This window comes from Pantoea sp. nfd-35, assembly GCF_056892255.1.
Window position 1 is genome coordinate 2,374,452 of sequence record NZ_CP122403.1, and the last position, 13,348, is coordinate 2,387,799.

Genomic DNA, 13,348 nt, shown 5'->3' on the forward strand with positions numbered 1-13,348 from the left:
TGAGGTTGTTATGGATTTTTCCCGCTTTTTTATTGATCGGCCTATCTTTGCCGCCGTGCTGTCCGTCTTGATTTTTATGACCGGGCTGATCGCCATCCCGCTGCTGCCCATCAGTGAGTATCCGGACGTGGTGCCGCCCAGCGTGCAGGTGCGTGCCGAATATCCCGGCGCTAACCCGAAAGCCATCGCCGACTCCGTGGCAACGCCGCTGGAAGAGGCGATTAACGGCGTTGAAAACATGATGTACATGAAGTCCGTGGCCGGTTCTGACGGTGTGCTGGTGACCACCGTGACCTTCCGCCCGGGTACCGATCCGGATCAGGCCCAGGTTCAGGTGCAAAACCGCGTAGCCCAGGCCGAGGCGCGGTTGCCGGAGGACGTGCGACGTCTCGGGATCACGACGCAAAAAATGTCGCCGACCCTGACCTTAGTGGTGCATCTGTTTTCCCCTAATAACACCTACGATTCGCTCTATCTGCGTAACTACGCCACGCTGAAAGTCAAAGATGAGCTGGCCCGTCTGCCGGGCGTGGGGCAAATCCAGATTTTTGGCGCGGGTGAATACGCGATGCGCGTCTGGCTCGATCCCAACAAAGTGGCGGCGCGCGGCTTAACCGCCTCGGACGTTGTGAAAGCGATGCAGGAGCAGAACGTACAGGTTTCTGCGGGGCAACTTGGGGCGGAACCGTTAAAAAAACAGAGCGATTTTCTGCTGTCCATTAATATGCAGGGACGGCTGGAAAACGAGCAGCAGTTTGGCGATATCATTCTGAAAACGTCAGAGGACGGCTCACTGGTCCGGCTGCGTGACGTGGCGCGCATTGAAATGGGTTCAGGCAGCTATGCCCTGCGTTCGCAGCTCAATAACAAAGACGCCGTCGGTATTGGTATTTTCCAGGCACCGGGCGCCAATGCTATCGATCTGTCAAACGCGGTGCGTGCCAAAATGGATGAACTGGCCACCCGTTTCCCCAACGATGTGAAGTGGGCTGCGCCTTACGATCCCACCGTGTTTGTTCGCGACTCCATTAAGGCTGTGGTGCAAACCCTGCTGGAAGCGGTGTTTTTAGTGGTGCTGGTGGTGATTCTGTTCCTGCAAACCTGGCGCGCTTCCATTATTCCCCTGCTGGCGGTTCCGGTATCCGTGGTCGGCACCTTTAGCGTGCTGTATCTGCTTGGGTTCTCGCTCAACACGCTAAGCCTGTTCGGACTGGTGCTGGCCATCGGTATCGTGGTGGACGATGCCATCGTGGTGGTGGAAAACGTTGAACGCAATATTGAGATGGGACTGTCACCCAAAGCCGCTGCCCATCAGGCGATGCGTGAGGTATCCGGCCCGATCATTGCCATCGCCCTCGTGCTGTGCGCGGTGTTCGTGCCCATGGCGTTTCTGTCGGGCGTGACCGGCCAGTTTTACAAACAGTTCGCCACCACGATTGCGATTTCAACCGTGATCTCCGCCATCAACTCACTGACCCTTTCTCCCGCACTGGCCGCGATGTTACTGAAGGATCATCAGGCCCCCAAAGATATGCCGACGCGCCTGATCGACAGGCTGTTTGGCTGGATTTTCCGCCCGTTTAACCGCTTCTTTCAGCGTAGCGCGCACGGCTATGAATCGATGGTGGGGAAAACCCTGCGTCGTCGCGGCGCGGTGTTTGGTGTTTACCTGGTGTTACTGGCTGGCGCGGGCTGGATGTTTCATGCGGTGCCGGGCGGGTTTATTCCCACTCAGGACAAGCTTTACCTGATCGGCGGCGTCAAAATGCCGGAAGGCTCGTCGCTGGCGCGCACCGATGAAGTGATTCGTCAGATGAGCGAAATCGGCCTGCAAACGGAAGGCGTGGCCTATGCGGTGGCCTTCCCCGGCCTGAACGCGTTGCAGTTTACGAATACGCCGAACAGCGGCACGGTCTTTTTTGGCCTGAAGCCGTTCAGCGAACGTAAACAAACGGCGGCGCAGATTAACGCGGAGATCAATGCGAAAATTTCCCGCATTCAACAGGGATTTGGCTTTTCAATTATGCCACCGCCTATCCTGGGGCTAGGCCAGGGTTCGGGCTATTCCCTTTACGTTCAGGATCGGGCCGGACTGGGCTATGGCGCACTGCAGACCGCGATTAACACCCTCTCGGGCGCGGTTATGCAGACGCCGGGCATGCACTTCCCGATCTCCTCTTATCAGGCCAACGTGCCACAGCTGGAGGTGCAGGTTGACCGCGATAAGGCGAAAGCACAGGGCGTAGCGTTAACCGATCTGTTCAGTACGCTACAAACTTATCTGGGTTCATCCTACGTTAATGACTTTAACCGTTTTGGGCGCACCTGGCGCGTCATGGCGCAGGCCGACGGGGAATTCCGCGACAGCGTTGAGGACATCGCGAACCTGCGTACCCGTAACGACCGCGGTGAGATGGTGCCGATTGGCAGCATGGTGCACATCACCACGGCCTACGGCCCCGATCCGGTGATTCGTTATAACGGCTATCCGGCGGCTGACTTGATCGGCGATGCCGATCCACGCGTGCTCTCATCGGCCCAGGCGATGCGTCAACTTGAAACGATGTCGGGTCAGCTGCTGCCGAACGGCATGAATATCGAATGGACCGATCTCAGCTATCAGCAGGCGACGCAGGGTAATACGGCCCTGATTGTTTTCCCTGTCGCTGTCCTGTTGGCGTTTTTAGTGCTGGCTGCACTGTATGAGAGCTGGACGCTGCCGCTTGCGGTGATCCTGATTGTGCCGGTGACCATGCTGTCTGCCCTTGTGGGCGTCTGGTTAACCGGTGGGGATAACAACGTATTCGTGCAGGTTGGACTGGTCGTGCTGATGGGGCTGGCCTGTAAGAACGCCATTCTGATTGTGGAGTTCGCCCGCGAACTGGAGATTCAGGGCAAAGGCATTACAGAAGCGGCGCTGGAAGCCTGCCGTCTGCGCCTGCGTCCTATCGTAATGACCTCTATCGCCTTTATTGCCGGCACGATCCCCCTGATTCTGGGTGAAGGTGCGGGTGCTGAAGTGCGTGGCGTTACCGGCGTTACCGTGTTCTCCGGTATGTTAGGCGTTACGCTGTTTGGCCTGTTCCTGACGCCGGTGTTCTACGTGACGCTGCGCAAGCTGGTGACGCGTAAAGCCGCTGAGCAGCGCTTACAGAACGCGCCATAACGGAGTCGACAGCGGGCGATTGAACACCGCCTGCTGTCATCCCTCCGGCTTCATGCTTTCCCACCTGCTTAGCGCACCGCTTTTGCTTTTAAAAATAAAACCCTGTTAATGGGCGAGGCAGAATTTCGCCGTCGCATGCATGACATAGTTATGGCTGATAATGTGACGGACGCGATATCCCGCATGATTGATAATCTGTCGCCCGCTCCTGTGACCTTCAAAAGCAAAAAGCAAAAGGAAATGTTCAGAATGCCGTTTCGTTTTCAGCGCAATATGATGATTCTGTGCCTGCTTGTGATTTCACTTCCTTCCATTAGCTTGCCCCTTTCGCCATACCAGCAATTTGATGGACTGATAAGAGCGCCCCTTACCTTTGAGGTGACGCTGAGCAATGGCCAGTTCGCTGAGCTTGATGCCTTTGTCACCCGACCCAGCGGAACCGGTGCCGCACCGCTGGTCTTGATAACTAACGGGACTGAAGGCTCCCGGGCCTTTGATCGCGGCATCATGAATCCAAACCGTATGTCAGGCACGGCTCTGGCGTTTGCACGCCACGGCTATGCTGCAGTGGTGGTGTTACGCGAAGGCTATGGCCACTCAAGCGGAAACGCAGAATATGCGGGCGGTTCATGTGAACAGCCGCGCCATCAGCTGGCCGGGCAGCGAGATCGTATGGATCTGCTGGCCGCGCTGGCTATACTGCAAAGACAGCCCTGGGCATCGCGGGAAAACGCGATTCTGGCTGGCATGTCTTCCGGCGGCTTTGCCGTTCTGGCAACCAGCGCGGCGAATCCGCCTGGCGTTAGCGCGGTCATTAATTTTGACGGCGGCCGGGGCGCGAATAAAGATAAATCGCTTTGTGATGGACCGGGTCTGCTTACCGAATTCGAACGCTACGGTGCAACGGCACGTCTCCCCTCGCTCTGGCTCTACTCTGCCAACGATCAGGATTTCTCGCCTGACATGGGAAGAACGTTTTATGACGCCTATCGACGTCAGGGCGGCAGCGCTGAATTTCGTGAAATGCCCCCCTTTGGTAAGAATGGGCATGTTTTCATGGATAGTGCGCCTGAAGCATTTTGGTGGCAGACGGTTTCCGCGTTTCTACAGGCGCATCATCTGCCTTACCAAGAGGTTGTCTCTCTTCCCGACACCACCTTGCCCGTGCCTGCGGCGTTAAATAAAGCCGGGGCGGAGGCGTTTAAACATTACACCTCGTCCCGTCTGTATGAAAAAGCCTTCGCGATCGGTCCGGAAGGCGCATGGGGAAGCGCCTATTGGGCCAGAACCGGCGACGATGCGGCCAGCATCGCCCTTGAATATTGCAATACCTTTAACCGTGGTGATAAAGGCAGTTGCAGGCTGTATGCCATCGGTGATGCGGTTGTTTTACGCTAAGCCTGCACGCTAAAAAAATGATGGGCCGGGCAGAAAGGACAGTGCCCTGTAACAGGGGGGATAATCATGGTGACGGCAAAATGTGACGCGCGGCAAAGCGCTGTTTCCTTGAGGGACAATCAACACATAAAAAAAGCCGCATCAGCGGCTTTTTTTGCACTCGCTTTCAGGCTCTGCCACATCCGGTTCCGGTACGGCTGTGCAGTTGCTGGTATCGTGGGTTTTCAGCTCATTTAAGGCATCGGCCACCGTGCGTTTGGCCAGGACCGCGAGTGAGGCCTGCTCGGCTTCTTCTGCGATGGATTTAAAATACCAGCACAGGTTGGCGCTGACCAGGCAACGCGGCGCGACGTCCGGGCGCGCAGCCCAGAGTTTTTTATCATCAGTGACGGAAACATAAATATCACGCAGGGTGATGTCTGCCGCCGGTCGGCCAAGATGAATGGAGCCGGTGCGTCCCAGCGTAGACACAATAATGCCGTCACGCGTTAATGGCACCATCAACTTGCGGATAAAACTCGGGTTTGCTTCAAGCCCGTAAGCGAGAATCGCGCTGGTAGAGCGTTTTCCCATTTGCTCCGCCATCGCCACGCTCAGAACCATTTGCAAAGCTGTCGGGAAGCGATAATCAAGCATCTTTGTATCCTGAATTGCGGTGCGTTTTTGTTGTTGTATTGCCGCATGAGTGAACAATGAATCAGCTGTAAATATAACAAAGGCGGTGGGTTTTTAGAAGCAAGAGGCCCGCGACAAGGCACATATTCACCACACTGAAGCCTTCAACAGCACAAGGTGCTTACCGCCATTCTGCTTGCCGATTCGCTTAAGGCGCTGCGTTGACCGGTGCGGGAAGCCGTTTTTTTAACGCCACCACCAGCAGCAGGTTCAGCACGGCGAGCGTGCAAAGCAGCCATAAGGTGGCATCTGCGCCCAGGGTGGCAAACACATAGCCAAACACCAGCGGCGTTATTGCCTGGCCCATTAGCGCCGGACGCGCCATTCTGCCTGCGAGCACGGCATAGGCTTCCGGTTTGACCATTACCAATGGCAACGTGCCCCGCACTATCGCACGCAGGCCGTTGCCTGCACCGTAAAGGATCATGCTGAACAACGCCGTTTGAGGAAACAGCGCCAGCAGCACCAGGCCCAACGCGACGAATCCAACAGAAAAAAACGTGGTCCAGATGGGATGACTCCCTTTGAAAACCATATCGATAATCCGCGAAGCCACCTGGCACGGCCCCAGTATGGTGCTGATCGCCAGCGCCGATGCCAGGCTGTAACCGCTCGCTTCCAGCAGGGTAATAAGCTGCACGGAGATGGCCGTCATGATGACCGATGCCAGGGTGAAAATGGCACACAGCAGGCGAAACAGTACCACAGGCAAATCGGCCTCAGCGGGAGGCAGGCTTTGACGTTTAACCGCTACGGGCAGACTGCTCTGCGGCAGTGCAAAGAGATAAACGGGCAGAACGCAAACCATTAACAGTCCGGCGATGGCAAAACAGGCGCCGCGCCAGTCAAGCCAGTGGATCAGCAGTGCCGTTCCCGGCCAGACCAGGCTGGTGCAGAAACCGGAAATAAGCGTTATGCCGGTTATCGCGCTGCGCGCATGTCCGCCATAGCGAGTGCCCAGGGTGGCAAAGAGCGCATCGTACAGCCCCATCGCCATGCCCACGCCAATGATGACCCAGGCCAATAAAAACACAGGTAAATGATGGCTGAACCCCATGAGGATCAACCCTGCCGCCATCACAAAGCCATTTAACGCCAGCATCAAACGCCCGCCGGTCCGGGCAATCATGTGCCCACAGCGCGGGGCCAGTAGCCCGGAAACCAGAATGCCTAACGAGAGCCCACCATAAACCCACTGTTGCGACCAACCGGTCTCCGCCACGATGGGCGCGGCCATCACCGCCATCAGATAAAAGGATCCGCCCCAGGAGAGGATCTGAACCAGCCCCATAAGGACAATGCTGAATGAACCGGGCTTTTTGATTACGTCCATGTCGGGAATCCGTTAGCGAGCGAAGCGTTTTTATAACATGTTAATGCAATGGAAAAAACGGGGGCCACTTTTTCCTGCCTGCGCCGAATGGCGGCACGGTTTTAACAACACGACTAATAGTATGTTGTAACTACATTCGCTATTGCAGCGCCTTGCGACTTCTGCCACATTGAGCATGTTGTAACTATGGAGAACAGAATGGCGCGCTACGATTTAGTGACTGATATGCAGCAATGCGTAAAAGATCTTGAGCAGGCGTTAGGTGCCTTGCGGCAGCAGATTGAGTCGCTACCGCTATTGATTGCCCGGGTCTTTCGTTTACCGCCCGTCGAAAAAGGTCATGAGCACGATCCTGTGACGCAACTTGCCGTTGAGCAGCTGCTTGGCATTCAGGCGCGAGACATGGCCATGAATCACTACTGCCGGCTGTTTATGCAACATCAGTCGGAAAAGCTCAGTACTAAAGCCGCCGTGCGCTTGCCAGGTGCGCTTTGTCTTGCGTGCAGCGAACAGGAAGAAACGGAGCTCACTGAGCGCATCGCGGGAATCAATCACCTTAAAGCCCGACTGGAGCACCTGATTACGGTGGAGTCCGGCCTGCCCTCTGAAGCCCGCTTTGAGTTTGTCCATCAGCATTTGCGAGGGCTAATCACCCTGAATGCCTACCGGACCATCACTGCGATCCCGGCACCGGAAAGTGTACGTTTTGGCTGGGCCAATAAGCAGGTGATTAAAAACGTGAAACGGGAAGAGATCGTTGCCCAACTGGAAAGAAGCCTGAAAGCGGGCCGCGCCCAGGCGCCCTGGACACGAGAACAGTGGGCAGAAAAGGTTCAACAGGAGCTGGCAGATGTCCGCGCCCTGCCCGCCTCAGCACGTCTCAAGATTAAACGCCCGGTGAAAGTGCAGCCTATTGCGCGCATCTGGCGCGCAGAAGAGAAAAAGCAAACCCAGCTGGCCTGCCCGTCACCGATTCTGGTGCTGTGCCGCGACCGCAGCCAGGTGCCGCAGTTGGGTGAGCTGCTGAATTATGATGCCGACAATATTACGCATCGTTATAAGCCAGCCGCCGAACCGCTGTCTTTGCTGATCCCCCGGCTGCACTTATGGGTTGATTGTCTGGTGTGATATCAGGGCCGTGAAGGCCCTGACGTGCCTGACTCACTGCTTCATGCTGCCAACCATCTCTTCCGGGCGAACCCAGGCATCAAACTCGTCTTCAGTCAGATAACCCAGTTTCAGCGCCGAGGCTTTGAGCGTTAAGCCTTGCTTGTGAGCCTGCTTGGCAATTTCCGCCGCTTTGTCATAACCAATGTGGGTATTTAACGCGGTAACCAGCATGAGCGATTCGTTGAGTAACTGTTCAATTCGCTCACGCACCGGCTCGATACCGGTCGCGCAGTGGTGGTTAAAGCTGTCCATGCCGTCGGCCAGTAAACGAACCGATTGCAGGAAGTTATGAATAATCATCGGACGATAAACGTTCAGCTCGAAGTTGCCTGACGCACCGCCCATGTTAATCGCTACATCATTTCCCATCACCTGGCAGCACAACATTGTCAGGGCTTCACACTGGGTTGGATTCACTTTGCCCGGCATAATGGAGCTGCCCGGTTCATTTTCCGGAATAGCGATTTCACCGATACCACAACGTGGGCCCGATGACAGCCAGCGCACGTCGTTGGCAATCTTCATCAACGACGCCGCCAGCCCTTTAAGTGCGCCGTGCGCATGCACCAGCGCATCGCAGGTTGCCAGCGCTTCAAATTTATTGGGCGCGGTCACGAAGGGTTGTCCGGTCAGGTCAGCCAGTGCTTTAGCCACGCGAACGGCATATTCAGGATGCGTATTCAACCCGGTTCCTACCGCCGTTCCACCCAGCGCCAGTTCTCCAAGGTGCGGAATGCTCTGTTCGATGTGCCTGAGGTTATGCTCAAGCATGGCAACCCAGCCCGAAATTTCCTGGCCCAGTGTTAACGGCGTGGCGTCCTGGAGATGGGTACGGCCAATTTTAACGATGTCTTTAAACGCCTCAGATTTGGCGCTCAGCGTTTGTTTAAGCACGTTCAGCTGTGGGATCAGATGTTCACGCACCGCAATGACGGCCGCCACGTGCATGGCGGTGGGAAACACATCATTCGAACTCTGGCTCTTGTTGACATCGTCGTTAGGATGCACGAGGCGCGCCATACCGCGCGCTCCGCCGAGCAGCTCACTGGCCCGGTTAGCCAACACTTCATTCATGTTCATGTTGGTCTGGGTACCTGAACCGGTCTGCCAGATTGCCAGGGGGAATTCGTCACTGTGCTTGTCCGCTAACACCTCATCGGCGGCGTTCACGATCGCTTCCGCCCGCTCGGCCGGTAATAAGCCCAGATCCCGGTTAACGCTCGCGGCGGCGCGCTTGGTCATTGCCAGCGCATGAACCAGCGCGACAGGCATTTTTTCTGTCGAGATGCGGAAGTGCTCCAGTGAGCGCTGTGTCTGAGCGCCCCAAAGTTTCTCAGCCGGTACATCAATTGGCCCCATTGAATCTTTTTCAACGCGATTGGCTGCCATGATTCTCTCCTTAGCACAGTTTTAGATAAGACTTAGCGTCATCGGTTGTCGATTAGCCCCTGTCTGACGCGGTTAAACTTACACAATTTTTTAACATCCTCCGAGCTTAGCATCCTTCTTGCGCGGGATATGTATTTTCCATGGCGGTTTCTGGTTTAATAAGCGCAGTCTTTTTCCGCCAGTAAGGCAATTAAAAAAATGAAAAAAATGATTAACTCCCTGCAAAATTATGCATGGGGCAGTAAAACCGCTTTAACCTCGCTGTATGGCATAGCCAATCCAAAGCAGTTACCGATGGCTGAATTGTGGATGGGTGCGCACCCTAAAAGCCCATCGACTGTGGAAGAACATGGCAAGCCCCGTTCGTTACGTGATGTGATTGCGGCCAATCCACAGCAGATGCTGGGCGATGCCGTTGCTAAGCGCTTTGGCGAGCTGCCTTTTTTGTTTAAAGTGCTGTGTGCCGATCAGCCGCTGTCCATTCAGGTGCATCCCAGCAAACGCGCCGCCGAAGAGGGGTTTGCGCGTGAAAATGCCGCGTCAGTCCCTCTCAATTCCGCAGAACGCAATTATAAAGACGCTAATCACAAGCCCGAACTGGTCTATGCGCTGACGCCCTTCAAAGCCATCAACGGCTTTCGCGAACTGAACGAAATGGTTTCGCTGCTGAAGCCGGTAGCCGAGGCACACCCGCAGATCGCCCAGTTCCTGCGCCAGCCCACTTTGGCGAATCTTGCCCAGCTGTTTTCCACCCTGCTTTCCCTTGAGGATGATGAAAAAACGCAGGCGTTGCGCGTACTGATGACCGCCGCACAGCAGCATCATGGCGAGCCATGGCAGACTATCAACGACATTGCGGAAGTGTATCCGCAAGACAGCGGCCTGTTTTCACCGCTGCTGCTTAACGTGATCACGCTGCAACCCGGCGAAGCCATGTTCCTGTTTGCCGAAACCCCGCACGCCTACCTGCACGGCGTCGCGCTGGAAGTCATGGCCAACTCTGATAACGTGTTACGCGCGGGCCTGACGCCGAAATATATCGATATCCCAGAATTGATGGCCAACCTTGCATTTAAAGAAAAGCCGGCCAGTCAACTGCTCACGCAACCCGCGCAGCACGAAAACAGCCTGAATTTCCCCGTACCCGTGGAGGATTTTTCGTTCTCTATTCATGCGCTTACTGATAAGCCGCTTTCTGTCCATCAGGACAGCGCTGCGTTGCTGTTTTGCGTTGAAGGCGAGGCGACGCTCGTCTGTGGTCAGCAGCAGCTGGTGCTCAAACCTGGCGAATCCTGTTTCGTGGCAGCCAGCGATCCGTCTCTGACCATTGCAGGTCACGGCCGTGTTGCACGCGTATTTAATGAGTTAAGCTGAGACGGCTGACGTCACCGCGCTTAACTGCTATTATTTCAATCTATTAGCTAAAAATGCCTGTGGGCGCTTTTTCATCCGCCGTTTGGCGCGGTCTGTCAGGCGGGTGAAATCAAGGATAAGGACGATTCAGCAATGAAAAAGACTCAAGTTGCCGTTGGTGTGGTAGTTGCTCTGGGCGTAGTCTGGACAGGTGCGGCATGGTTTACCGGCAAAAAGCTGGAAAGCAATATGGATCAGATGATCCAGAACGCCAATGCCCAGTTGACGGCGATGGCCCCGAACAGTCGTCTTAAAGTGAGCTATCAGGATTATCAACGCGGCATTTTCAGCAGTAAAATGAATGTGGTTATCCAGGCGAGCTCGCAGACGGAGGACAACCCGCTGCTAAAACCCGGCCAGAGCATCATTCTGAATGAACAGATCGATCACGGTCCTTTCCCGTTTGCCCAGCTGAAAAAATTCAACCTCATTCCCAGCATGGCCTCTGTTCACACCACGCTGGCAAACACCGATGCGGTAAAAAAACTGTTTGAGCTGACCAACAACCAGTCGTTTATCAATGCTGAAACGCGCGTGGGATACAGTGGAAGCACCGATACCGCGGTAAATATTCTGCCCATCGATTATCAAAATGCACAAACGGCGCAGCGCGCGGCCACCAGCGGCGGCACGGTGAATATCAGCGCAGATAACAAAGGCGATAAAGTTTCGCTGGACAGCGACATCGACAGTATTGCGATCACCAGCAAAAACCAGGTCGATCAGCCGGTCATGTTTACGTTAAACGGACTGAAGCTTAAAGCCGATACGCACCTGACCAGCGAAGGCGTTCGCATTGGCGATCAGTCAATCAGCGTGGATAAACTGGCTGCCGCCGTTAACGGACAGGACGCGGTGATCCTGAATAAGATGGTCGGTGATTCTGCTTTTGATAATAAAGCGGGCAAAATCAGTGGCGACATCAACTATAAAATTGATGGCGTGGAAGTGCAGAAACAAAATCTGGGCCAGTTCGCATTAAAAATGAAGCTGTCTCAGTTCGATGCGCAAAGCGTAAAAACCTTCTCTGACAACTACAACGCACAGCTGACCACGCTGATGAATCAGCCGGGCGTGGAAGATGATCCGGTTCGTTTCCAGAACGGTGTTCGTGCCATTCTGCTGAATAATCTGCCTACCCTGTTAAAAGGTGCGCCTACCGTTAGCGTTGCACCGCTGAGCTGGAAGAACGATAAAGGCGAAAGCACCTTTAATCTGAACGTTAATTTTAACGATCCGTCGACGGTAACGGGCGAGCCGCAGACGCTGGCCGCATCGGTTGATCGCGTGCTGAAAACGCTGGATTTAAAACTCTCTGTGAATATGCCAATGGCAACCGAAACCATGCGCCATATTGGCCTGGCTGAGGGCTATCAGGCGGACGACGCGCAGAAGCTGGCGGATCAGCAGGTCAAAGGCCTGGCAGCGATGGGACAGATGTTCCGTCTGACACAAACCCAGGACAACAATATCGTCACCAGCCTGCAGTATGCTAACGGCCAGGTAAATATGAACGGCGACAAAATGACGCTGGAACAGTTTATGTCTCGTTACATGCTGGGCGTGCCAACCAACGAAGGCATGCCAGAATAAGCGTTATCTTCTGGAATCAGGCGGCCTTTGGCCGCCTTTTTTATGCCAATGCCTGGCGGGTGTGCCGCTGCTGGTAAATTCATTCAGTGCCCATCACGCAACTTTGCGCAATTTATCAGCACCTGACTCACTTGTTGCGCAAATTGCTGGCGTTGTTGCGCAAGATATTTTTATAATCCTCTGCACTTTACAGATACCCGGACGAGTGCACTCCATGATTGATTCAAAACTTCCGCTTACCGACATTCATCGCCACCTTGATGGCAACATCCGTGCACAAACCATTCTTGATTTAGGCCGCCAGTTTAACCTGTCCTTGCCCGCCACTACGCTTGAAGCCCTGCGCCCGCATGTGCAGGTAACGGAAACACAGCCGGATCTTGTGAGCTTTCTGCAAAAGCTGGACTGGGGCGTAAAAGTGCTGGGCGATCTTGACGCCTGCCAGCGCGTGGCGCGGGAGAACGTGGAAGATGCCGCCAGAGCAGGCATTCATTACACCGAGCTGCGTTTCTCGCCGGGCTACATGGCGATGACCCATAATCTGCCGATTGCAGGCGTGGTCGAGGCGGTCATTGATGGCATAAAAGCCGGATGCCAGCAGCATGATATTGAGGTGCGTTTAACCGGCATCATGAGCCGCACGTTTGGCGAACAGGCCTGTCTGGATGAGCTCAACGGTTTACTGGCCTTCCGCGACCATATCTCCGCCGTCGACTTAGCCGGTGACGAGCTGGGTGCGCCGGGGAGTCAATTCCTCAGCCACTTTGCCCGCGCGCGTGATGCCGGTTTTCGCATTACAGTTCATGCTGGTGAAGCAGCAGGCCCGGAAAGCATCTGGCAAGCCATTCGCGAATTAGGCGCTGAACGTATCGGTCACGGCGTGAAAGCAATTGAAGATCGCGCGCTGATGGATTACCTGGCTGAACACGCGATCGGCATCGAATCCTGCCTGACCTCCAATATTCAAACCAGTACCGTGTCCTCGCTGGCCCAGCACCCGCTGAAAGTCTTCCTGGAGCACGGCGTTCTGGCTACGATTAACACCGACGATCCTGCGGTACAAGGCATTGAGCTGGCCCATGAATACCTGCATGCTGCCCCGGCGGCAGGGTTAAGCCAGGCTCAGATGCGACAGGCCCAGGAAAATGGCCTGACGATTGCCTTCCTGAATGAGGCGGAAAAAGCGGCCATTCGGGCGAAAGTGCAGTAAA

At 55.1% G+C, this 13,348-nt stretch carries 9 protein-coding genes; 6 read left to right on the top strand and 3 right to left on the bottom strand.

Features of this window, described 5'->3' with window-relative positions; genetic code table 11:
• The first annotated feature begins 10 nt into the window (after nt 1–10).
• Entirely contained in the window at nt 11–3,166 is a 3,156-nt protein-coding gene (gene oqxB, locus P9J57_RS11040) for a multidrug efflux RND transporter permease subunit OqxB (protein ID WP_014605887.1), read from the top strand.
• A 108-nt stretch (nt 3,167–3,274) separates the two neighbouring features.
• Nucleotides 3,275–4,564 (top strand): dienelactone hydrolase family protein, encoded by a 1,290-nt coding sequence (locus tag P9J57_RS11045; protein WP_031283791.1) that lies wholly within the window; start codon nt 3,275–3,277, stop codon nt 4,562–4,564.
• Between the two features lie 141 nt (nt 4,565–4,705).
• Here the strand turns inward: P9J57_RS11045 and P9J57_RS11050 are convergent, their stop codons facing one another.
• The gene (locus P9J57_RS11050; RefSeq protein ID WP_014605889.1) at nt 4,706–5,200 is read right to left on the bottom strand and encodes an RrF2 family transcriptional regulator; all 495 of its coding nucleotides are present in this window, start codon (nt 5,198–5,200) and stop codon (nt 4,706–4,708) included.
• Between the two features lie 187 nt (nt 5,201–5,387).
• Nucleotides 5,388–6,572 (bottom strand): MFS transporter, encoded by a 1,185-nt coding sequence (locus P9J57_RS11055; RefSeq protein WP_116584519.1) that lies wholly within the window; start codon nt 6,570–6,572, stop codon nt 5,388–5,390.
• A 198-nt stretch (nt 6,573–6,770) separates the two neighbouring features.
• Between P9J57_RS11055 and tus the strand changes: the two genes are divergently transcribed.
• Complete coding sequence (tus, locus tag P9J57_RS11060; RefSeq protein WP_014605891.1) at nt 6,771–7,700, top strand: DNA replication terminus site-binding protein; 930 nt, start codon at nt 6,771–6,773, stop codon at nt 7,698–7,700.
• Nucleotides 7,701–7,733: 33 nt separating this feature from the next.
• On the opposite strand, the gene fumC is transcribed toward tus, so the two are convergent.
• On the bottom strand, nt 7,734–9,131 hold the full coding sequence (gene fumC / locus P9J57_RS11065; protein ID WP_014593659.1) for a class II fumarate hydratase: 1,398 nt from the start codon (nt 9,129–9,131) through the stop codon (nt 7,734–7,736).
• A gap of 198 nt (nt 9,132–9,329) precedes the next feature.
• Between fumC and manA the strand changes: the two genes are divergently transcribed.
• From manA to add, 3 genes are all read left to right on the top strand, one after another.
• Nucleotides 9,330–10,505 (top strand): mannose-6-phosphate isomerase, encoded by a 1,176-nt coding sequence (gene manA, locus P9J57_RS11070; protein ID WP_483279207.1) that lies wholly within the window; start codon nt 9,330–9,332, stop codon nt 10,503–10,505.
• Between the two features lie 132 nt (nt 10,506–10,637).
• Nucleotides 10,638–12,137 carry a YdgA family protein gene (locus tag P9J57_RS11075; protein WP_013025708.1) on the top strand — a complete coding sequence of 500 codons (1,500 nt, stop codon included), beginning with the start codon at nt 10,638–10,640 and terminating at the stop codon, nt 12,135–12,137.
• 214 nt (nt 12,138–12,351) lie between these two features.
• Nucleotides 12,352–13,347, top strand: a complete 996-nt coding sequence (gene add, locus P9J57_RS11080; protein WP_483279208.1) for an adenosine deaminase — start codon at nt 12,352–12,354, stop codon at nt 13,345–13,347.
• Nucleotide 13,348 lies beyond the last annotated feature (1 nt).